Raw genomic sequence first — 22,959 nt, 5'->3', positions numbered from 1 at the left:
TGATTTATTTCCTTGCTGATGGTGCAATTGTTTTTTGCGCGGCGGATGTTTCTTGCATCGCTGACCACCAGGACTCACTTGCGATGATTTGCCCTTGCTTATCTATCAAGGGTTGTTCCAAGCCCTTACGGCGAGAAACGGCAGCCAATACGGGATATCCTCCTTCGAACAGTAGCCTTTGCTGTTCCTCTTCCGGCAGAATGCTTTTCTGCCGCTGGTACATGCCTGCCAATTGACGCTGCCGTTGTACTTCATACAAAATCAAGGCAGATGCAACAGAGACATTCAGTGACTGCACCATACCTGCCATTGGAATAATGATATCGTGATCTGCCAGGGCGATAGCTTGTTTTGAGATACCTTTTTTCTCCTGCCCCATAATGATGCAGGTAGGCTTAGTGTAATCAATTTGACGGAAATCGACGGCTTTATCAGAAAGATGAGTTGCCAGCACTTGCATTCCATCAGATTTAAATTGGTGAATCGCCTGTTCAATCGTGGAATGCGTTTTCACCTGAACCCAACTATTGCTACCTGCTGCCGAAGAAAGCTGGGTTCTTAATTGCTCAGTAGGCCAGATAGCATGGATTTGGTGAATACCCACAGCATCCGCTGTACGAATAACGGCGGATATATTATGGGGTTTGTGGACTTCTTCTAAACAGATTGTCAGGTCAGGTTGACGCATTGCCATCATCTGGCAAATGCGTGCGTAACGTTTAGGATTCATAACCTCTAGTTTCGGTTACGGCTGACTCGCATCACGTCTGGCATGATACGTATCTTACGCATGATATTCGCCAGCTGGATACGGTCTTTGGTCGTCAGCCTGATGAAAGCACAATAGACACGGCCATCTTTCTCTTCTGTATTCATACTTTGAATACTGGAGTTTACATCGTTAATGGCCGCAGTCAGATTTGCCAGTGCCCCCTGATGGTTAAACATATCGACTTTAATTTCAGCAATAAAATCGCTATTGATATCTTTATCCCACTCAACAGGCATGAATTTTTCCGGTTCTTTCTGGTATCCACGGATATTGCGACAAGATTCGTGGTGGATCACCAAACCTTTTCCTGGGCTGATATGGGCAATAATCGGATCACCTGGAATTGGGCGACAACATTTGGCAAAGGTAATCAAAATACCATCAGCACCCTTGATAGGGAGCTTGCGGGAAGAGTTGCTATTGTTGTTTGGTACTTTCTCTGGTGAACCCAATAATAAATTGCGGGCGACAACCACGCTCATGGCATTACCCAATCCGATTTCCGCTAACAAATCATCCAAAGCAGCGAGCTTCATTCTTGCCAGCTCTTTGTTGATATTTTCTTGTGGAATATCGGTAATTTTCGTGCCGTTACCAAGTGCATGATTGAGTAAACGGCGCCCCAAACTAATGGAATCATCCCGTTTTAGGTTTTTCAGTAACTGGCGAATTTTGGCGCGTGCTTTGGAACTAACGACAAAGTTCAGCCATGCAGCATTAGGGCGAGCCCCTGGTGCCGTAATAATTTCGACCGTTTGCCCACTACTAAGCGTTTGTGAAAGAGGATAAGGTAGTCGATCGACACGTGCACCCACACAGGCATGTCCGATATCGGTATGGACGGCATAGGCAAAATCAACAGGAGTCGCGCCAGCCGGTAACTCAACAATTCGTCCTTCGGGGGTAAAAACGTAAATCTCATCAGGAAATAAATCAGATTTAACGCTTTCAATAAATTCAAAAGAGCTGCCGGCACTTTGCTGGAGTTCCAGCAAACTTTGCATCCAGCGCTGGGCACGAACCTGCGCAGTCGTACCGGATTCCCCTTGCTCTTTATAAGCCCAATGTGCGGCAACCCCCATTTCTGCCATTTGATCCATATCTTCAGTACGGATCTGAACTTCGACGGGTACTCCATGCGGGCCTATCAGGGAAGTATGGAGGGATTGGTAACCATTGGCTTTGGGGATAGCAATATAATCTTTCACTCTACCGGGGCGTGGTTTGTACAGACTGTGCATTTGCCCCAATACGCGGTAACAGGTATCAAGATTATTGACGATGACACGAAAGGCGTAAATATCCATGATAGAATGGAAACGCTGCTCTTTCAGGCGCATCTTACGATAGATAGAGTAGAGGTGTTTTTCGCGGCCACTGACTGTGCATTTGATACCGGCATCCGTTAACCTGCCTTCAATCTCCGACAGAATTTTCTGGATCATCTCTTTACGATTACCGCGAGCGGCTTTCACAACTTCTTTAATGACGCGATAACGGTTCGGATACAGAGCCTCAAACCCAAGTTCTTCCAGCTCGGTTTTTAGGTGATGAATACCCAGACGATGAGCCAGTGGGCTATAAATTTCCAGCGTTTCCCTGGCAATGCGCCGCCGTTTATCGGGGCGCAGGGAGCCAAGGGTTCGCATATTGTGCGTACGGTCTGCCAGTTTGATCAAAATGACGCGGATATCCTGCACCATCGCCATGATCATTTTGCGGAAGTTTTCAGCCTGTGCTTCCTTTTTGTCGCGGAAGTTCAGTTTATCCAGCTTGGATACTCCCTCCACCAACCCGGCAACGGCCGTGCCAAATAACTGTTCTATATCCTGAAATGTTGCAGGGGTGTCTTCAATGACATCGTGCAAAAGTGCCGCCATCAGTGTTTCATGGTCAAGGCGCATTTCAGCCAGAATACAGGAAACGGCCACGGGGTGAGTGATGTATGGCTCACCGCTGGAACGGGTTTGCCCTTCGTGGGCATCCCGCGCAACCACATAGGCCTGTTTAAGCAGATCAATTTGATCTTCAGGCAAATATTTCAGAACTAGCTGATTCAGACTTTCAAACAGGTACAAGGCAGACCTACCGTAAAATTAACGACGACCTTCAGCGATGGCAGAAACGGCTTTGATTTCTGCGGCTTCTTGCTCTTGCTGTTCCTGGCGCTCACGAACATCGAGAATTTTGTTGTTAATGAGGCCTTGCTCGATTTCACGCAGGGCGATAACAGTCATCTTATCGTTTTCTTCTGGAACCAGGGGATCTTTGCCACCTACTTGCAATTGGCGTGCTCGGCGAGCAGCGACCAACACCAGGTCAAAACGGTTACCAATTTTTTCTACTGCGTCTTGAACAGTTACGCGTGCCATATGAGTGCTACTCCACAGATAAATAAATGACTGGGCATAATACTGAAACTTGGTTCAGTCTGCCAATAATTTGCTGATTAAGGCATCATGCCGCTGGGTCTGACGATCTAATCGTAGACGCTCTGAACGAATAATCGATTGTAAATCGGCTAGTGCCGTATTGAAATCGTCATTGATGATGACGTAATCATATTCGTTGTAATGTTCCATTTCCGCGACAGCCTGAGCCATGCGTTTGGCAATGATTTCTTCGCTGTCTTGACCGCGCCCACGCAGGCGGCGGAGCAACTCTTCCTTAGAAGGTGGAAGAATGAAAATGCTGCGAGCTATTGGCATTTTCTGGCGGATTTGCTGTGCACCTTGCCAGTCAATATCAAGAAAAACATCAACGCCACTGGCGAGTGTGTCTTCGATGACTTTTCGGGATGTGCCGTAATAATTACCAAAAACACAGGCATATTCCAAAAATTCATCATGGTTGATCATATTTTGAAACTCATCCACCGTGACGAAAAAATAGTGTTCACCATGATTTTCGCCTGGGCGAGCTTGCCGCGTTGTATGCGAAACGGAAACCTGAGTGTCATACAAGGGTTGGGTTTTTAATAAAGCCTGAATAAGGCTTGATTTTCCTGCTCCACTCGGCGCAGAAACAATATATAACGTTCCTTGGTTCATGATGATTTCTTGACTGATTGGGTATAAATAAATGCAAGCGCAGGAATATAATATCCCACATAGTATACACGGATACGTTAATCCATGCAGCGCTACAATACATGCCAACAGGTATTTCACCAAAATATTTTCTTAACAAACTGGCATTAATGAGATTTTTTGCGACACATTTTCAGCAAAAATAGCTGTTTGCAGAAATTACACATTTATTTTTCGAAACTTCTCTCAAACTTCTTTTTTGCCACTTGGTAAAAAATTTCCTGCTTTTTATCCTCTGCCCGTGTCTTGGCATCAATTTTTAGGAAGTCGTTTTAAGGAAACCAAGGAGCAGGGATGCTTAATTTTCTCATCAGTTTTTTAATAACAGTATGGATATTGCTATCTGGTATACCAATGGCATTTGCAAACAGGGCTCAGTGTCCTGACTGGCCCCAAGAAAAATTTCAGAGTGAAATTAAGCGCCTGTCACAGCAGGTGGCTAAGTGGGATCATCTATACCGTCAGCAGGGAATTACTGAAGTCGATGATGAAATTTACGATCAATTATTGGATACCTTGAGAATTTGGCAAGGTTGTTTAAATCATGGGTCAGACCGTGCTTTACTCTCTGTTAGCCCGGTTGCCGATACTTCCGTGATTCCTGTGCTCTCTTCTGAACAGTCAGGGAAACAGCGTCATCCTGTCCAACATACAGGTTTGCATAAATTGAAGGGAATACAAAAAATTAGCCAGTGGTTACAGGGGCGCACAGGGGTGTGGTTGCAACCTAAAATTGATGGTGTTGCAGTTACTTTGGTGTATGAAAAAGGTCAATTAGTGCAGCTAATTAGCCGTGGTAATGGTATTGAAGGAATAGACTGGATGGATAAAAGCGCATTTATTCCCAGTATTCCTAAACAGATTAAAAATGCCCCTAAACATTTGGTATTACAAGGTGAGCTTTTCTGGCAGCAGGAACAGCATCGTCAGTTTGTTGCGGGGAGTCAGGGCGCGCGCAGTAAAGTTGCAGGCTTAATGATACGTAAAACTCCAGCGCCAGAACTGAAACACGTTGGTATTTTTATTTGGGGCTGGCCGGATGGACCAAATGAAATGGCGGTGAAACTGGAAAAATTGGCAGTAATGGGGTTTCCCATCACACAGCAATATAGTCACCCCATTACCACAGCAGAAGATGCCGAAAAAAGATGGAAAGATTATTTTGTCCAGCCCCTCCCTTTTGCGACAGATGGGATTGTATTACGCCAAGAGCTTGAACCGACAGGCCGACAGTGGCGCTCTGGATCAAACAGTTGGGCGATTGCATGGAAATATCCACTGCGGCAACAAATGACAACCGTAAAAGGTATTAATTTCACAATAGGCCGGACAGGGAGAATATCCGTTGGATTAGAACTGGAAAAAGTAAAGGTGGATGATCGACAGGTCAGTCGAGTCAACATCGGTTCGATCAAACGTTGGAAGCAGTGGAATGTCTATCCTGGCGATAAAATCACGGTGGCGCTGGCGGGACATGGTATACCTAAACTCGATAAAGTGGTGTGGCGTATGGCGGAACGCCCTGATATTCAACCACCTAATGAGCAGGATTATCATTTCCTGAGTTGCCTGACATTCGATCATCAAAACGAAACTAATGCTGATCATTATTGCCAGCAACAGTTTATCGCTCGCCTGACGTGGCTTGGGGTAAAATTGAAAATGAAAGGCGTGGGACAAGGAACGTGGACAGTGTTGGTAAAACATGGGCTGTTGGCAAATTTAACGGCTTGGCTGGATTTGGATAAGGAGCAGCTTGGGGCAGCGACCAATATTGGAACTAAACGTGCGGAATTAATTTTCGCCCAGTTTCAACAGGCAAAGTTACAGCCACTTTCACTATGGTACGAAGCCATTGGCCTGCCTTATGCCAGGCACTTTACTGATGAACAAGCAGATAAACTGGGATGGCAATGGGAAACGATATTCTCTGACGTAAAAGCGAAACCCGCATTAACAGTAAAACAAAGAGAAAAAATCTTGGCCTTTTTACAGCATCCTGAGATTAAGACAGTAATTCATATTTTGTCTTTACGGGATATTGAGAAAACAAGAGATATTCAATGAATAGGGGCAAAAGGCGCCCCAGAAATTCATTACGGTATTAGTGGTCTGTGCCATCGTAATTGAAGATGGGTAAACCAAGGCGATAACGAATAGCTATTAATCGTGCAGCGAGTCCGGCAACAAGTGTAATCAAGATAACGCTGTTTGGGGGTAATGGCGTATACAGTAAGGCAATATAGAGCCAGGCAGCGGCAAAAGAGACACCGGCATAAATCTCTTTTTGGAATACCAGAGGGATGGTATTACAAAACATATCGCGCAATACACCACCAAAAACGCCAGTGATGACTGCGGCAATGGCGGCAATAATCGGGCTGTAGTGCATATCTAACGCGATTTGTGCACCTATGATGGAGAAGACGATTAAGCCAATGGCATCAAGAATGAGAAACAGACGGCGTAGATGTTTCATCATAGGAGCAACCCAGATAGTGAGCACAGCAGCACAGGCAACGGTCACTATATACTCTGGATTTTTTACCCAGCCAAGGGGATAGTGCCCCAAAATAATATCACGGACAGTGCCACCACCAATGGCTGTCACGGAAGCAATAATGATAACGCCGAATACATCCATTTTTCGACGACCTGCGGCTAAGGCGCCTGTCATGGCTTCAGCCGTAATACCAATGATATAAAGGACACTGAGTAACATAAGTTTAATTACATGAAATATAACGTAGAAGTAAAGAGTACTGTTGTAATAATAACGTCTCGACTGAAATTTTTTAGCCGAATTTGAATAAAATTAGTTTTTATTATCCGAAACCTCGCAAAAGAAGGCAGTAAAATGGTTTTTAAGGAACGTCAGATTACATTCGATAGTCGTAGCCATCAGATAACTAATATAAATGTTTGGACGCCAGACAGCCAATGGTTGGTGTACGATGTTCGTCCCGATGGTGCCACTTTTACCAGTTTAACGATAGAAAAAATTCATGTTGATCATGGACAAACTGAAATTATCTATCAGGCAAAGGATGGCGCTCATGTTGGCGTGGTGACTGTGAGCCCGCAAGAACCCGTTCGTTATGCCTTTATTCATGGCCCGGAAAAACCAGATGCACAGTGGCAATATGATTTTCATCATCGCCGTGGTGTCATAGTTTCCGATGTACAGCCCAATGTGGCAATTAACATTGATGCTATGGATATTACTCCACCTTATACCCCTGGCGCTTTGCGCGGTGGAACACATGTCCACGTTTTCAGCCCTGATGGTAGTCGTCTCAGTTTTACCTACAATGACCATGTGATGCACGAGTTAGATCCTGCGCTTGATTTACGTAATGTGGCGGTGGCTGTTCCTTTGCAAGCTGTAATACCAGATAAAAAACATCCAAGGGAATATGATGGTAGTTATTTTTCGGTTGTGGTTAGCGAGACTACAGCCTGCCCGCGTCCCGGCAGTGATGACATCAATCGAGCTTATGAAGAAGGATGGATTGGGCAGCGAGGATATCGCAAAGATAATGGTCAATGGCAGCGTTGGGCACTGGCTTTTATTGGGGATACCTACGCCACCAATGGCGAAAAAATACCGGAAATTTATCTCGTTGATCTGCCAGAGCACAATGATGAATATGCCATTGCAGGCAGCCAACCTTTAGCGGGTACAGAAACAGCATTACCCGCGCCCCCAGCGGGAGTAAAACAGAAACGCCTGACTTTTACGCACGGTAATCGCTGGCCGGGAGTGGTGAATGTTCCACGTCATTGGCTAAGAACATCACCAGATGGCAGTAAAATCTGTTTCCTGATGAAAGATGAAAAAGGGATTGTCCAGCTATGGTATATCTCACCAAATGGTGGTGAACCCATGCAGATAACTTACAACAAAAACGGTATACAATCCGCATTTAGCTGGGATAGCCGTGGGCGGTTTATTGCCTGTGTTTGTGACAATAGTGTTGTACTCTGTGATAGCCAGACTGGAAAAATCCAGCGTTTAACGGGGCGCACTGAGGATGCCCCTTCCGCTGATGCGATAGTGATATCACCGGATGATCGTTATGTCGCTTTTATGCGTGATATTGACGGTTACCGACAACTATTTGTGGTGGAAACAGGGATTAACTGAAAACAACAAATGTAGCAAAGTGAGCATCGCAGATTAAAGGCGGTGCTTGAATACGCCGATATAGTGTATAGGTTCCTAAGTATCGTGGTCACCAGGTTCTGGTGCAGGTAGTATGACGATTGGTTTTTTATCTAGCTGATCTATACGATGTTTAGGGGATTGTTTTGAGCTATCTTGATCGGAGCGAACATAATCGTAGGGAAGTAGAAGCGTGTCCAGGAAAGCAGAAAACGGCAGATCGATTGTAAGTAAGGGCTTCATAAACCATCCTGTTTGGTCATCTTTTAACATACCAATATTGGCTTTTGCCCCAGAATAATAACCTTGATAGGGGCCACTGTGGGTCATGATACTGGAACAGCCCGTAACAAGTGACCATCCTAATGCAGTAAATAGTAATAGAATCTCTTTACAATTTTTCATCATTTTCATGATCTCAATGAGCTAATTTGCCAATGTTTAAATACCTTATTCGCTATTAATGCCATTTTTCCAACGCCTGACAAATATAGTTTTTTCATGATGTTTTACCGTTTAATTCTATTTACTATAGCTAGGTAATATTCAATTTGCTATAGCACTTATCGCTAATTTTGATAATTTTTTGTGATGTGAATTTAATTTCATTTTTTAAGTTATTTTTTGGGTAAGGGAGAGCATATATACCAATCTAACTTCAATATGCGTGTGATTTCTCCCCGCTTCACGGGGAGAAATCAGGTTTCATAGAGTGTTGTAAATTGCAACTTGAAGTTTAATGCGTATAGTTGAAGAAAATAGAAGGAACAATTATTTCACTAAATTTATTGATAATGGTTATCAATTATTAAGAATGATATCGATTGGATATCACAGATATTTATTTTTTGAACATTAATCTTTTTCTTCCTGTTAAAAAATAAAAATTCCCCCTGCATAAAACTTGTCATATAAAAATATGTAAAGCACACAATATGTGGTTTAAAACACATAAATGACGGTTAATTCGTGCCAATATTTCATTGGTGGCAAGGCCATCATTTATGGGGAACAAGGGAAAATGACGAATTTTCTGGATGATCAATCTTTGGTAAAGGAAGCGGGTCATGAGTGATATTGCACTGACAATGAGCTTGCTGGCGCTGTCTGCCGCATTAGGGTTATGGATAGGCAATTGGCGAATACGGGGTATTGGTTTTGGAATTGGTGGAGTTTTGTTTGGTGGGATTATTGTTGGCCATTTTTCCCAGATGTATTCTTTGTCTCTCAGTAATGACATGCTACATTTTATTCAGGAATTTGGCTTAATTCTGTTTGTTTATACTATTGGTATTCAAGTTGGACCGGGTTTCTTTTCTTCCCTGCGGGTTTCTGGCCTTAAATTAAATGGTTTTGCTGTCCTGATTGTCATTATTGGTGGATTAGTTGCTGCCATTATTCACAAATTGTTTGGTATTCCTCTACCTATTATTTTAGGTATTTTTTCCGGTGCAGTGACAAATACACCATCTTTAGGGGCTGGGCAGCAAATCCTGGCAGATTTGGGATCTGACCCTTCGTTTGTCAGTCAAATGGGTATGGGATATGCAATGGCTTATCCCATGGGAATTTTCGGTATTTTATTGACTATGTGGTTGGTTCGGCTCTTTTTCAGAGTAAGCATTGAACAGGAGGCTAGATCGTTTGATAACCAAAATAATCAGAGCCGAGAAGTACTCCAGACAATGAATATAGCTGTACGTAATCCAAATTTGAATGGATTAATGATGCAGGACATTCCTCTGCTCAATAATAATGATGAAGTGGTATGCTCCCGCCTAAAACGGAAGGATTTGTTGATGGTTCCTCAGCCTACTACCGTGATTCAGAGTGGTGATCTGCTTTATTTAGTTGGGCAGCATGAAGCGTTGAATCAGGTTAGGCTGGTCATTGGGGAAGAGGTTGATGTTTCCTTGTCTACTGCCAGTGATATTTTTCAATCCGTCAAGGTTGTGGTAACGAATGATGAGGTATTGAGTCAGAGGCTTGGGACGCTTAATTTAAAGCAAAAATATGACGTTGTTGTCACGCGCCTCAATCGTGCAGGAATTGAATTAGTTGCCAATAATAATGCCAGTTTACAGTTTGGCGATATTCTGAATATTGTTGGTCGTCCTGAAGCTGTAGAAGTTGTTACAAAGCTCTTGGGTAATTCACAACAAAAACTCCAGCAAGTTCAGATGTTGCCTGTATTTATTGGAATAGGATTAGGGGTTTTATTAGGTTCGATTCCTTTGTTTATTCCTGGTTTTCCAGCTGCGTTGCGTTTGGGGTTAGCAGGAGGGCCTTTGATTATTGCGTTAATTTTAGGACGGATTGGCACGATCGGTAAATTTTATTGGTTTATGCCCCCTAGTGCAAACCTTGCATTACGCGAACTGGGGATTGTTATGTTTCTGGCGGTTGTAGGGCTGAAATCTGGCGGTAATTTTATTAATACACTGGTGCATGGCGAAGGGCTGGCATGGGTTGGTTATGGTGCATTGATAACGATAGTTCCCCTGTTAGTTGTGAGCCTGCTGGCACGTATTGTTGTAAAAATGAATTATCTCAGCTTATGCGGAGTACTGGCAGGTGCTATGACAGATCCTCCCGCCCTTGCTTTTGCCAATGGAATTCATAGCACCAGCGGGGCTGCGGCGTTGTCATATGCGACAGTTTATCCATTGGCGATGTTTTTGAGGATCATGACTCCCCAAATTTTGGCCGTGATTTTCTGGGCCTTATGATTTAGGTATTTATACCAATCTAACTTCATAGATGCATGTGATTTCTCCCCGTTTCGCGGGGAGAAATCAGGTTTCATATCGTGTTGTAAATTGCAACTTGAAGTTTAATGCGTATAAATTAACTTTATAATAGAAAATTTATTAATATATACTGCAAAAGCATGGAAAGTTTATTTTATTAAATGCCGTATACGAAATATTTAAAATCTGTGAAATAAACTTATTCTAGTTTCCATAATGGAAAATACTTCATTCTGCCTATATCCCGTCATCAAAACCAGAAACCCAACGTGCCATTTTTTCTCCGGTGGTGACTCGCGCAACATTTGAAGTAAAAGTGTTCCCACTCGTATGAAAGGTGAAAAAGCATGAAATCAAAACTGATTATCATCAATTCGTGCGTTATACTGGTATTGGGATTATTTTCTATAGACCTTTATAATCCGGCACTACCTATAATAAAAACTGTACTCGCAATTACTGACAATCAGGCACAAAGCCTTGTTGTTTATTATCTCGTTGGTTTCGCTGCATCTCAACTTTTTTATGGGCCTCTCTCCGATAAACATGGACGTGTTCCTGTCATTGTATTTTCTTTATTATTTTCTGCTATCGGTAATTATCTGACTTCTACGGCTGGATCATTTCACACACTATCTCTATTCCGGCTTTTGACCGGTATTGGTGCAGGTGGGTGTCCAGTTATTAGCAGAGCTATACTCAGTGATACTTTCCGGGATAAGACGGAGTTATCTAAATCTCTGGCTATTTTTTCGATGGCATCACAAATTTCACCTGCTTTTGCTCCTGTCATTGGGGGGTATATTACAGAATATCTGCCGTGGAAGTTTAATTTTATAGCCCTTACCATAATGATTCTGATAGGTGCATGTTTTGTAAAAATGACGTTGCCGGAAACATCACCAATGAAATCAACAGACAATCGCCGGATAACAGGTTTTCGAATTCTGTTATCTGATATTAATTTTGTTATATACAGTGTTGTTTCTGCCGTTTTGTTTGCTATTACCATTGGTTATTTTACTGCCAGTCCTTTTGTATTCCAGACACAATTTAAATTATCTTCATCACAGAATGGATATCTGTTTATGATTTATTCTGCTGGGATCGTAATAGGTTCATTGTTGACAAAAAAAGGGTTGTCGCATTCCACACCTGAAAAAATTCTGAAAATTTCACTTCCGTTATTAGTGTTGTTTACAGTGGTGGCGCTCATTTCTATTTATTTTACTCAGATATTGTCGATTGAATTTATTATTATTTACAGTTTTGCAGTAGGACTGGGATGTGGACTGTCTTCTCCATTATTACTTGGGATAAGTTTGCATGGACATCCGGAATTGTCCGGAACAGGCAGTGCCTTACAAGGCGCATTAAAAATGGCTGGAGCAGCCATTGTGTTATGGTTTTTCTCTAATGGTCATACAACGACGGCAACAGGCTTAATGTGGGGACTTTTTTCCCTTGCTCTGATTTGTTTCATCTTAATTGCATCTACACAATATTGGATATCTAAAACAGCAAATAGACATTTGTAAAATAATTCATGTATGGAGGAAAGTTAAAGCACCTCAAAATGAATTGGGATTATCCAATGGAGCACGAGGTGTTAGCAAAATCCGCTGTAAACCCTCGACAGGGCGGGGAGCAGTCACAAAGAATAAGAAATAGCTCAGGGGCGGCTTCAACGGAAGGTGAAGCCATCCATCGGTAAGAGTCGGGGAGGACGTTTGACCAAAATTTCATTTACCCGTATATAGTTACCCGTATATAGTGACAGCTTGCCTATCTATTTTGAGTTGTCAGGTGGTCAAACGCATGACTCATTCTTACATGAAAAGAATCATTTTCTTCTGGCAAGATTTGTCCCTAAAACGCTTTTTGAGGGAACTTATCGTTGCAACGGGCGCCAAATCAGTATCCTGCTTCTTGATGCGCTATCTCAATCTCTTCAGACAGAATACGAATACCTTCTTCGATCTTTTCAATATCAGGAACATAGTTCATTCGCATACATTGATGGGCATGTGGCCAATCGTGTTCTAGTCCCGGAAAGAAGAAGTGTCCCGGCACCATCAGCACCTTGCGTTTCTTCAACCGCTGATAAAGTTCTTCCGTCGTGATGGGTAAATCTTTGAACCAGAGCCAGAGAAATATGGCACCTTCCGGTTTATGGATAAGGCAGCGATCTTCCGGTATATGGCGCCGAATGATGGTAATTACGTTTTCTACCCGCTGCTTATAAAACGGTTGAATAACATTTTGTGACAGGCGCAAGAGGTCGTTACGCTTAATCATTTCCAGGGCGATAGCTGGCCCAACACCCCCAGGAGCCAGGTTAATAATGCCATTCATGTTGCTAATAGCACTGATAATTTTTTCGTTAGCAATAATGATACCGCAGCGAGAGCCTGGCAGACCCAGTTTGGACAGACTCATGCACAAAATAATATTGTGATTCCACAACGGGGTAGCGTCGCTGAAAATAATACCAGGGAATGGCACACCGTAGGCATTGTCGATCAATAAGGGGATTTGGTGCTGTTGAGCCAGGCTATCCAGGCGCAGTAATTCTTCATCAGTGATTACGTTGCCTGTTGGGTTGGTAGGACGAGAGACGCAAATCAGGTTAATGTCTTCGGTAATATTCAGGTGATCGAAATCGACGTGATATTTGAATTGGCCGTTGGGCAGCAGTTCAATATTCGGCTTATTAGCGACAAATAACCCTTCATCCAAACCTGAATCTGAATAGCCAATATATTCTGGAGCAAGAGGAAACAAAACACGTTTCATTGAGCCGTCGTCAGCGCGACCTGCCAGTAAGTTAAACAGATAGAAAAAGGCGCTTTGGCTGCCATTAGTCAGGGCAATATTTTGTGGGTGGATGTCCCAACCGAGCTTTTCTCTCAATTCTTGGGCCAGCGCCGCTATCAAGGTGTTTTTCCCTTGTGGCCCGTCATAGTTGCATAGGGTTTCGCTTAATTGACCGTCTAACGCCATGTCAGTCAATATCTGCTGGAAATAGGCATCCATTTCTGGGATATGTGCAGGATTGCCACCGCCTAACATAATTGCACCAGGCGTTCTCAGACCTTGGTTGAGATCATTCATCAGACGGGTAATTCCCGAATCTTGTGTAAATTTGTTACCGAATTGCGAAAATTTCATATTGGCGTTTGCGTCTGTTTTTGTATGAGAAGAAAACACCATACCTTGCTCATTACGCGGGTGCAATGGGGCAAAAGTGGTATTTCCGCTTATTTTTATACATTAATTTAAATTTTTCATCACAGTAACCGATTTTCGACACAAACAATTTACGAGGTGATCATTTACCAGGCCTGCTGCTTGCATAAACGCATAACAAGTGGTGCTGCCAATAAATTTAAATCCCCGTTTTTTCAGTGCTTTTGCCAGTGCATCGGAAGTTGCAGTTTTGGCAGGAACTTCCGATAAATCTTGCCAGTGATTAATTTGTGGAGAGTTATCAACGAAACGCCAGATAAAAGCGCTGAAGTCTTCACCTTGTTCAGCCATTTTTAGGTAAGCGCGGGCATTGTGAATAATTGCATTGATTTTGCTACGATTACGCACGATGGTTGGTTCTTCCATCAGTCTTCCAACGTCTGTTTCATCCATTTTGGCTATTTTGACCGGATCAAAATGATGAAAGCATTTTCTATACCCTTCCCGTTTTTTCAGGATAGTGAACCATGACAAACCCGCTTGTTGTCCTTCCAGACAAATCAGTTCGAAAAGTTGCTGGCTATCTCTTAAAGGGGTGCCCCATTCGTTGTCGTGATAGGCCAGATAATCAAGGTCTGATGTTACCCAACCGCAGCGCGTTATTTCCTGGCTCATAAACTGTATTTGCCTCAGATAATGGTTGATAATTACATCAATGTTAGCTGTATAAATATACAAGTAAAGAGACCTGATTAAGATTTTTTTATACTGCGATAAAATTGGGGGTGATCAGTGCTGTATATCTTACGTCCAAAGGGTATACTGGCCTCTTTCGTTTAAATTCATATGCATCGCGTGCGGGTTCAACATGCAAAAGTTTGATACCAAAACCTTCCAGGGGCTTATCCTGACATTACAGGATTACTGGGCGCGTCAAGGCTGTACCATTGTCCAACCACTGGATATGGAAGTCGGCGCAGGAACCTCTCATCCTATTACTTGTCTGCGTGCTTTGGGACCAGAGCCTATTGCAGCAGCTTATGTGCAACCATCCCGTCGTCCAACTGACGGTCGTTATGGCGAAAACCCAAACCGCCTCCAGCACTACTATCAATTTCAGGTTATCATCAAGCCATCTCCAGATAACATTCAGGAGCTCTATCTGGGTTCCTTGAAAGCGTTAGGACTCGATCCGACTGTTCACGATATCCGCTTTGTTGAAGATAACTGGGAAAACCCAACTCTGGGCGCTTGGGGACTGGGCTGGGAAGTCTGGCTGAACGGTATGGAAGTGACTCAGTTTACTTACTTCCAGCAGGTTGGTGGCCTTGAATGTAAGCCCGTGACTGGCGAGATTACTTACGGGTTGGAACGTCTTGCGATGTATATTCAAGGCGTGGACAGCGTTTACGATCTGGTATGGAGCGATGGTCCGCTGGGTAAAACCACCTATGGTGACATTTACCACCAGAATGAGGTTGAACAGTCTACTTACAACTTCGAGCACGCCGATGTGGATTTTCTGTTTACCTGCTTTGAGCAATACGAAAAAGAGGCACAGGAATTACTGGCGCTGGAAACTCCGCTGCCATTGCCGGCTTATGAGCGCATTTTAAAGGCGGGTCATACCTTCAATTTGCTGGATGCCCGTAAAGCGATTTCCGTGACTGAACGTCAGCGCTATATCCTGCGCATCCGTACCCTGACTAAAGCGGTTGCTGAAGCTTATTATGCCTCCCGCGAGGCGCTTGGCTTCCCTATGTGTAACAAGAAATAAGAGGCCATCATGATTCAACAGACTTTCCTTGTGGAAATCGGCACAGAAGAGTTGCCACCAAAGGCACTGCGTTCATTGGCTGAGTCTTTTGCGGCCAATTTTGAAGCTGAACTGAATAATGCCAATCTGGGTCATGGTGAAGTTAGCTGGTTTGCGGCACCTCGTCGTTTGGCGCTGAAAGTCGCCAATTTGGCGGCAGCACAGGCTGATCGTGAAGTTGAAAAGCGTGGCCCTGCGATTGCTCAGGCGTTCGATGCAGAAGGTAAACCGACCAAAGCCGCAGAAGGTTGGGCGCGTGGTTGCGGTATCACTGTTGATCAGGCTGAACGCATGGTAACGGATAAAGGGGAATGGCTGCTCTATCGCGCTCAGGTTAAAGGCCGTGAAGCAAAAGCGCTGCTGGCGGATATGGTGAGTAGTTCTCTGAGTAAGTTGCCGATCCCTAAATTGATGCGTTGGGGCGATAAACAGACTCAGTTTGTTCGTCCGGTACATACGGTCACTATGCTGCTGGACAGCGAGGTGGTTGAAGGCGAAATTCTGGGGATTCAATCGGATCGCATCATTCGTGGTCACCGTTTTATGGGTGAGGCGGAGTTTACCATTGAGAATGCACAGCAGTATCCCGCTATTTTGCAGGAGCGTGGTCGGGTTATCGCGGATTATGAAGCTCGTAAGGCGATGATCAAGCGTGATGCCGAACAAGCCGCAATGCAGCTTGGTGGTATAGCGGATCTGAGCGACAGTTTGCTGGAAGAAGTGACTTCTCTGGTGGAATGGCCGGTTGTCTTGACGGCGAAATTCGAAGAAAAATTCCTGCAAGTTCCTGCTGAAGCGCTAGTTTATACCATGAAAGGTGACCAGAAATATTTTCCGGTTTACGACAAGGCCGGCAAATTAATGGCGAACTTTATTTTTGTCACCAATATTGAATCTTCTGATCCTCAGCAAATTATTTCAGGTAATGAAAAAGTGGTTCGTCCACGTCTGGCGGATGCGGAATTCTTCTTCAAGACTGACCGTAAACAACGTTTAGAAGACAATCTGCCGCGTTTGGAAACCGTGTTGTTCCAGAAACAATTGGGAACCTTGCGTGACAAAACAGATCGTATTCAAGCCCTGGCTGGTTGGATTGCGGAAAAAATCGGTGCAGATGTCAATCATGCGACTCGTGCGGGTCTATTGTCCAAATGTGACCTGATGACCAATATGGTGTTCGAATTCACCGATACGCAGGGCGTAATGGGAATGCACTATGCACGTCATGACGGCGAAGCGGAAGATGTGGCGCTGGCACTGAATGAGCAGTATCAGCCACGTTTCTCTGGTGATGCACTGCCATCAACGGGGGTTTCCTGTGCCGTTGCTATTGCAGATAAAATGGATACTTTGGCTGGGATCTTCGGGATTGGTCAGCATCCGAAAGGGGATAAAGATCCGTTCGCTTTGCGCCGTGCGGCCCTGGGGGTTCTGCGCATTATTGTTGAGAAAAAATTACCTCTTGATCTCCAAACGTTGACAGAAGAAGCGGTGCGTCTGTATGGCGACAAGCTGACCAACGAAAAAGCGGTGGATGATGTGGTTGAGTTTATGCTTGGTCGCTTCCGTGCCTGGTATCAAGAGCTGGGGTATAGCGTGGATACTATTCAGGCAGTATTGGCGCGTCGTCCGACTCAACCGGCAGATTTTGATGCCCGTATGCAAGCGGTTACCCATTTCCGCACCCTGGATGCAGCCGTTTCTCTGGCAGCGGCCAATAAACGCGTTTCCAACATTCTGGCGAAATCAGCAGAACCGTTGAATGACACTGTCCTTGCTTCTGTATTGAAAGCCGCAGAAGAGATCCAACTGGCGACACACTTGGTGGTGTTGAAAGAAAAACTGGCTCCTCTGTTTGCTGCAGGCAACTATCAGGATGCGCTGGTTGAATTGGCTTCCCTGCGTGAAGTGGTGGATGCATTCTTCGACAATGTGATGGTTATGGATGAAGACAGCCAAGTCAGGATCAATCGCTTGACGCTATTAAGTGAATTGCGTGACTTGTTCTTGCGTGTCGCAGATATTTCTCTGCTCCAGTAATATCGGCCACAACAGCCATGTTGGATGGTTTATCATCAAACAATCACTTATCTTGAAAAAGGTATTGACGGTCTGTGGCTCTGGCAGTAAGATGCGCTTCGTTTTCGGCGAGTAGCGCAGCTTGGTAGCGCAACTGGTTTGGGACCAGTGGGTCGGAGGTTCGAATCCTCTCTCGCCGACCAGCATCTATAGAAACCCTGCTCTTATGAGCGGGGTTTTTTCTTATATATCAGATAAATATATATTAAATAAAATAGTTCGCTATTTTCTTACAAGTCTAAAGTCGGGCATTAATTATTCGAATGCCATATTCCGAAAAGACAGTATCAGCAGAAACCAGTGTTAACCCTTCCATTTGAGATTGTACAATGAGCATCCTATCAAAAGGATCTCCATGATGACGTGGTAAATCACCTGCACTTTCTGCATGAGCATGTGTTATTGATAAAGGAATAAAATTATTTTTTTCCATGATAATATCGAAATCAGCATTGAACTTTAGTTTTCCCAATGCACGTTTTATCGAAATTTCCCAAGGAGTCACTGCGCTGACAAATACGCTATTTGTCCCTTTGCTGAGTATACTTCTTGTCATTTTGCCTAAAGATGGATCATCCGTTATCCACCAGATTAGCGTGTGGGTATCTAATAAAAGCCGTTTCATAAAGATCCTTCAAACATTTCCTGTATATCGTGATCAGCTTCGTAAAATTGTTCATCTATGCTGACATTATTTTCGAATCCTCCAGGTATTCTATCTGATTGATTAATAGGGACTAGCTGGACATAAGGTTTTCCAGATTTAGCAATAATAACAATTTCACCATCAACAGCTTTATCTGCCAGTTGGCTCAAGTGTGTTTTCGCCTCGTGCATATTGGCTTGAATAGTCATGCTTTCTCTCCATTAGCTAAGTTAGCTAAGGTTATATTGTAGTCAGTTTTGAGCAAAATATCATCACTAATGTTCATCTAAGTAATATATACGCATTAAACTTCAAGCTGCGATTTACAACACGATATGAAACCTGATTTCTCCCCGCTTCGCGGGGAGAAATTACATGCATCTTGAAGTGAGATTGGTATATTGGTAATTTCAGAAAGAAACTGGGCATAAGGAATAATTATTTTTCTCTATTTATTATGCTGTTATAAATTCCCACCCTTTCATAAGCCATTTTGCTTATTGTTTGACCATTTGGTCACAAATTCAAAATTATCATCACCAGAGATTAATTCTTATTAATTGCTTAATTTTTAGTTGTTTTGTCTATTTAACGTGCTTCTTGTCATGTTTTTTAACCATGGTTGTTAATAATTCTTTTCTTTTGTGTTTTTCTTATGTTTCTGTTGTTGTGTTTGATGATGTTGACGTCAGGCATAACAATTGATTAATTGATAAGCGAAAAACAATAAAACAAGCTAAATATCACAAACGGGGTTCAAGTAATGACAATTTCCAAGAAAAAACAGTTCAGTTTGTTAAAACTGGGTGTCGGTTTTGTCGCACTGGCTGTGACAGCTAGCATTCAAGCAAAAACGTTGGTTTACTGCTCTGAAGGCTCTCCTGAAGGTTTCAACCCACAGTTATTCACTTCTGGTACAACTTATGATGCAACTTCCAGACAGATTTATAACCGTTTGGTGGATTTTAAAGTAGGTACAACTAACGTCATTCCAAGTCTGGCCGAAAGCTGGGATGTGAGTGACGATGGTAAGGTTTATACCTTCCACTTGCGCAAAGGAGTGAAGTGGCATAGCAATAAGGAATTCAAACCTACCCGTGATTTTAATGCTGATGATGTGATTTTTACTTTTATGCGCCAGAAAGATAAAAATCATCCGTACCATCAGGTGTCGGGGGGCAGCTATGAATATTTCATCGGTATGGATATGGGGAATATCATCAGCAAAATAGAAAAAGTCGATGATTATACCGTTCGCTTTGTCCTGTCACGTCCTGAAGCCCCTTTTATCGCTAATCTGGCGATGGATTTTGCTTCGATTCTGTCCAAGGAGTACGCTGATGTGATGATGAAAGCGGGAACGCCTGAGAAAGTTGACTTGAATCCAATTGGTACAGGTCCATTCCAACTCGTGCAATACCAAAAAGACTCCCGAATTCTCTATAAGGCATTTAAAGATTATTGGGAAGGGCCAGCAAAAATCGACCGCCTAGTTTTTTCTATTACGCCTGATGCTTCTGTACGTTATGCAAAATTACAGAAAAACGAATGTCAGGTTATGCCGTATCCAAACCCTGCGGATATATCCCGCATGAAGCAGGATAAAAATATTGCCTTGATGGAACAGGCTGGTTTGAATGTGGGATATCTTTCTTTCAATGTCACCAAGCCGCCAATGGACAACGTGAAAGTACGTCAGGCATTGGCGATGGCAGTGAATAAAGATGCCATCATTGACGCTGTCTATCAGGGCGCTGGGCAGAAAGCGAAAAACCTGATCCCGCCTACCATGTGGGGCTATAACTCAGATATCAAAGACTACTCTTATGATCCCGCCAAGGCTAAGGAATTGTTGAAAGAAGCCGGTTTCGCGAATGGTTTCGAAACCGATCTGTGGGCGATGCCTGTACAGCGTCCATATAATCCGAATGCCCGTCGTATGGCGGAAATGATTCAGGCTGATTGGGCGAAAATTGGTGTCAAAGCCAAGATTGTCAGCTATGAATGGGGTGAATACCTGAAACGAGCCAAAGATGGTGAACCGAAGACCGTGATGATGGGGTGGACAGGAGACAATGGTGACCCTGATAACTTCTTCGCAACCCTGTTTAGTTGTGCAGCGAAAGATAACGGTTCTAACTATTCAAAATGGTGTTACAAGCCATTTGAGGATGTTATCCAACCCGCGCGTACAACCGCTGATGTTAACAAACGTACAGAACTTTATAAGCAAGCGCAGGTTGTCATGCATGAACAAATGCCTGCGTTGATCATTGCCCATTCCACGGTTTATGAACCAATTCGTAAGGAAGTGAAAGGATATGTGGTTGATCCACTAGGCAGACATCTTTTCTATGATGTTGATCTCAAATAATTCTTGCTGTTGAGCTGTTGTGATTAACCATCCCCCAGAGTTTTCTGTGGGGATGGTTTCGCTTCTCTGATGGACAAGTTGACTCTGTAAACACCAAGCGGTCCGAAGAGCTGCACTGGTATTTAAAAAGGGAACTCAGGATATGCTGCAATTTATCCTCCGACGTCTGGGATTAGTGATCCCGACGTTTATTGGTATTACGCTGCTGACTTTCGCGTTCGTACACATGATACCTGGTGATCCCGTGCTGATTATGGCGGGAGAGCGTGGGATTTCTGCTGAGCGTCATGCCCAATTACTGGCTGAAATGGGGTTAGATAAGCCTCTCTGGGAGCAATATTTTCATTACATCAATGGCGTATTACATGGTGATTTGGGGATCTCGTTAAAAAGCCGCATTCCAGTGTGGGATGAGTTTGTCCCGCGTTTTAAAGCGACTTTTGAATTGGGTATCTGTGCCATGTTATTTGCCATCGCTGTCGGTATTCCTGTCGGAGTATTGGCGGCCGTCAAACGGGGTTCTGTCTTTGACCATACAGCGATTGGTTTGTCATTGACCGGCTATTCTATGCCAATTTTCTGGTGGGGGATCATGCTGATCATGCTGGTTTCTGTGCATTGGAACTTAACCCCTGTTTCTGGCCGAATCAGTGATAGTGTGTTTCTTGATGACAGCAATCCTCTAACGGGTTTTATGCTAATTGATACACTGATTTGGGGTGAGGAGGGCGATTTCACTGATGCTGTCATGCACATGATCCTGCCTGCCATTGTGCTGGGAACGATCCCATTAGCCGTTATCGTGCGTATGACGCGTTCTTCCATGCTGGAAGTGTTGGGTGAAGATTATATCCGTACTGCCAGGGCAAAAGGGCTGAGCCGCATTCGTGTCATTATTGTCCATGCGCTGCGTAATGCGTTGTTACCTGTCGTCACGGTGATTGGTTTGCAAGTAGGCATCATGTTGGCGGGTGCCATTTTGACAGAAACCATTTTCTCATGGCCAGGATTAGGGCGTTGGCTGATCGATGCCCTGCAACGTCGTGACTATCCGGTGGTACAGGGCGGGGTATTGTTGGTGGCAACCATGATTATTCTGGTCAATCTGGTGGTTGATTTGCTGTATGGCATCGTCAATCCGCGTATTCGTCATAAGAAATAGGAGCACATGATGACTCAAACAACTGAGCCTGTGGTATCGGGTGCACCGAAATTAATGACGCCGATACAGGAATTTTGGCACTACTTTAAACGTAACAAAGGCGCAGTGATTGGCCTTGTCTATATTATCCTGATGCTGCTGGTTGCAGTATTGGCGGGGGTATTAGCGCCACATGGTCCAGCAGAACAATTCCGCGATTCCTTACTGATGCCACCGGTATGGCAGGAGGGGGAAGCTGGCAATTTATTCTCGGCACTGATGATGTTGGGCGCGATATCCTGTCCCGTCTAATGTATGGCGCACGCCTTTCATTGTTGGTTGGCTGTCTGGTCGTGGTGATGTCACTCATCATGGGCATCATTCTGGGAGTATTGGCCGGCTATTTCGGTGGTATGGTGGATACCATTATCATGCGTATCGTCGACATTATGTTGGCCTTGCCAAGCCTGCTGCTGGCATTAGTGCTGGTGGCGATATTTGGTCCATCAATTGTCAATGCGTCATTGGCACTGACTTTTGTCGCTTTGCCTCACTATATCCGTCTGACAAGGGCGGCGGTACTGGTAGAAGTTAACCGCGATTATGTGACGGCTTCCCAAGTCGCTGGTGCGGGAGCCATACGCCAGATGTTCATCAATATCCTGCCAAACTGCCTTGCGCCGTTGATTGTGCAAGCGTCATTAGGGTTTTCGAACGCTATTCTTGATATGGCGGCTTTAGGGTTTCTAGGAATGGGGGCACAGCCACCAACGCCAGAATGGGGAACCATGTTGGCCGATGTTTTGCAATTTACCCAAAGTGCGTGGTGGGTTGTGACCTTTCCGGGGCTGGCTATTCTGTTGACAGTATTGGCATTTAACCTGATGGGAGACGGGTTGCGTGATGCACTTGATCCCAAGCTCAAGCAGTAGGGGGAT

Annotated in this window: 18 protein-coding genes, 1 tRNA gene and 1 pseudogene; 10 read left to right on the top strand and 10 right to left on the bottom strand. The window is 44.0% G+C overall.

The window, feature by feature from the left end; all coding sequences use genetic code 11:
• Window positions 1–4: 4 nt before the first annotated feature.
• Genes trmH through gmk form a run of 4 tightly spaced genes read right to left on the bottom strand, consistent with a single transcriptional unit; the run spans window position 5 to window position 3,822 of the window.
• Window positions 5–730 carry a tRNA (guanosine(18)-2'-O)-methyltransferase TrmH gene (gene trmH / locus AAC853_RS05710; protein WP_340613933.1) on the bottom strand — a complete coding sequence of 242 codons (726 nt, stop codon included), beginning with the start codon at window positions 728–730 and terminating at the stop codon, window positions 5–7.
• A gap of 5 nt (window positions 731–735) precedes the next feature.
• The gene (spoT, locus tag AAC853_RS05705) at window positions 736–2,850 is read right to left on the bottom strand and encodes a bifunctional GTP diphosphokinase/guanosine-3',5'-bis pyrophosphate 3'-pyrophosphohydrolase (protein ID WP_338884069.1); all 2,115 of its coding nucleotides are present in this window, start codon (window positions 2,848–2,850) and stop codon (window positions 736–738) included.
• Window positions 2,851–2,868: 18 nt separating this feature from the next.
• The gene (gene rpoZ / locus AAC853_RS05700) at window positions 2,869–3,144 is read right to left on the bottom strand and encodes a DNA-directed RNA polymerase subunit omega (protein ID WP_074020086.1); all 276 of its coding nucleotides are present in this window, start codon (window positions 3,142–3,144) and stop codon (window positions 2,869–2,871) included.
• 54 nt (window positions 3,145–3,198) lie between these two features.
• A complete protein-coding gene (gene gmk, locus AAC853_RS05695) occupies window positions 3,199–3,822 on the bottom strand; it encodes a guanylate kinase (protein ID WP_340613932.1) in 624 nt (207 codons plus the stop codon).
• Between the two features lie 333 nt (window positions 3,823–4,155).
• Between gmk and ligB the strand changes: the two genes are divergently transcribed.
• Window positions 4,156–5,928 carry an NAD-dependent DNA ligase LigB gene (ligB, locus tag AAC853_RS05690; RefSeq protein WP_340613931.1) on the top strand — a complete coding sequence of 591 codons (1,773 nt, stop codon included), beginning with the start codon at window positions 4,156–4,158 and terminating at the stop codon, window positions 5,926–5,928.
• A 37-nt stretch (window positions 5,929–5,965) separates the two neighbouring features.
• Here the strand turns inward: ligB and AAC853_RS05685 are convergent, their stop codons facing one another.
• Entirely contained in the window at window positions 5,966–6,583 is a 618-nt protein-coding gene (locus AAC853_RS05685; protein WP_340613930.1) for a trimeric intracellular cation channel family protein, read from the bottom strand.
• Between the two features lie 135 nt (window positions 6,584–6,718).
• Between AAC853_RS05685 and AAC853_RS05680 the strand changes: the two genes are divergently transcribed.
• Window positions 6,719–8,008 (top strand): YidR family protein, encoded by a 1,290-nt coding sequence (locus AAC853_RS05680; RefSeq protein WP_340613929.1) that lies wholly within the window; start codon window positions 6,719–6,721, stop codon window positions 8,006–8,008.
• Between the two features lie 75 nt (window positions 8,009–8,083).
• Here the strand turns inward: AAC853_RS05680 and AAC853_RS05675 are convergent, their stop codons facing one another.
• The gene (locus AAC853_RS05675; RefSeq protein WP_340614163.1) at window positions 8,084–8,431 is read right to left on the bottom strand and encodes a YceK/YidQ family lipoprotein; all 348 of its coding nucleotides are present in this window, start codon (window positions 8,429–8,431) and stop codon (window positions 8,084–8,086) included.
• Window positions 8,432–9,093: 662 nt separating this feature from the next.
• On the opposite strand from AAC853_RS05675, the gene AAC853_RS05670 reads away from it, so the two are divergent.
• Window positions 9,094–10,755, top strand: coding sequence for a putative transporter (locus AAC853_RS05670; protein WP_340613928.1), 1,662 nt, complete (start codon window positions 9,094–9,096; stop codon window positions 10,753–10,755).
• 368 nt (window positions 10,756–11,123) lie between these two features.
• Window positions 11,124–12,314, top strand: coding sequence for an MFS transporter (locus tag AAC853_RS05665; RefSeq protein WP_340613927.1), 1,191 nt, complete (start codon window positions 11,124–11,126; stop codon window positions 12,312–12,314).
• Between the two features lie 376 nt (window positions 12,315–12,690).
• Here the strand turns inward: AAC853_RS05665 and AAC853_RS05660 are convergent, their stop codons facing one another.
• Together AAC853_RS05660 and AAC853_RS05655 are read right to left on the bottom strand one after the other, a co-directional pair.
• A complete protein-coding gene (locus tag AAC853_RS05660) occupies window positions 12,691–13,947 on the bottom strand; it encodes a valine--pyruvate transaminase (protein ID WP_340613926.1) in 1,257 nt (418 codons plus the stop codon).
• Window positions 13,948–14,049: 102 nt separating this feature from the next.
• On the bottom strand, window positions 14,050–14,640 hold the full coding sequence (locus AAC853_RS05655; protein ID WP_340613925.1) for a DNA-3-methyladenine glycosylase I: 591 nt from the start codon (window positions 14,638–14,640) through the stop codon (window positions 14,050–14,052).
• Window positions 14,641–14,833: 193 nt separating this feature from the next.
• On the opposite strand from AAC853_RS05655, the gene glyQ reads away from it, so the two are divergent.
• The 3 genes from glyQ (at window position 14,834) to AAC853_RS05640 (ending at window position 18,003) form a co-directional block, all read left to right on the top strand.
• Window positions 14,834–15,742, top strand: coding sequence for a glycine--tRNA ligase subunit alpha (gene glyQ, locus AAC853_RS05650; RefSeq protein WP_193849885.1), 909 nt, complete (start codon window positions 14,834–14,836; stop codon window positions 15,740–15,742).
• A gap of 9 nt (window positions 15,743–15,751) precedes the next feature.
• Entirely contained in the window at window positions 15,752–17,821 is a 2,070-nt protein-coding gene (gene glyS, locus AAC853_RS05645) for a glycine--tRNA ligase subunit beta (RefSeq protein WP_340613924.1), read from the top strand.
• Between the two features lie 105 nt (window positions 17,822–17,926).
• Window positions 17,927–18,003: transfer RNA gene (locus AAC853_RS05640), tRNA-Pro, on the top strand.
• A gap of 95 nt (window positions 18,004–18,098) precedes the next feature.
• On the opposite strand, the gene AAC853_RS05635 is transcribed toward AAC853_RS05640, so the two are convergent.
• The gene (locus AAC853_RS05635) at window positions 18,099–18,485 is read right to left on the bottom strand and encodes a type II toxin-antitoxin system VapC family toxin (protein WP_189759247.1); all 387 of its coding nucleotides are present in this window, start codon (window positions 18,483–18,485) and stop codon (window positions 18,099–18,101) included.
• Window positions 18,482–18,715 carry a type II toxin-antitoxin system Phd/YefM family antitoxin gene (locus tag AAC853_RS05630; RefSeq protein ID WP_273557490.1) on the bottom strand — a complete coding sequence of 78 codons (234 nt, stop codon included), beginning with the start codon at window positions 18,713–18,715 and terminating at the stop codon, window positions 18,482–18,484. Before AAC853_RS05630 ends, AAC853_RS05635 begins: the two co-directional genes overlap by 4 nt.
• A 554-nt stretch (window positions 18,716–19,269) precedes the next feature.
• Between AAC853_RS05630 and dppA the strand changes: the two genes are divergently transcribed.
• The 3 genes and pseudogenes from dppA (at window position 19,270) to dppC (ending at window position 22,953) form a co-directional block, all read left to right on the top strand.
• Complete coding sequence (gene dppA / locus AAC853_RS05625; RefSeq protein WP_273557491.1) at window positions 19,270–20,880, top strand: dipeptide ABC transporter periplasmic-binding protein DppA; 1,611 nt, start codon at window positions 19,270–19,272, stop codon at window positions 20,878–20,880.
• A 142-nt stretch (window positions 20,881–21,022) separates the two neighbouring features.
• Window positions 21,023–22,042 (top strand): dipeptide ABC transporter permease DppB, encoded by a 1,020-nt coding sequence (gene dppB / locus AAC853_RS05620; RefSeq protein ID WP_189759244.1) that lies wholly within the window; start codon window positions 21,023–21,025, stop codon window positions 22,040–22,042.
• 9 nt (window positions 22,043–22,051) lie between these two features.
• A pseudogene (dppC, locus tag AAC853_RS05615) lies at window positions 22,052–22,953 on the top strand (dipeptide ABC transporter permease DppC).
• Window positions 22,954–22,959: the final 6 nt, after the last annotated feature.

It is taken from the genome of Xenorhabdus thailandensis, assembly GCF_037996785.1.
Taxonomy (GTDB): domain Bacteria; phylum Pseudomonadota; class Gammaproteobacteria; order Enterobacterales; family Enterobacteriaceae; genus Xenorhabdus; species Xenorhabdus griffiniae.
The sequence above is the reverse complement of the archived record's forward strand: the minus strand, read 5'-3'. Positions and strand labels throughout refer to the sequence as shown.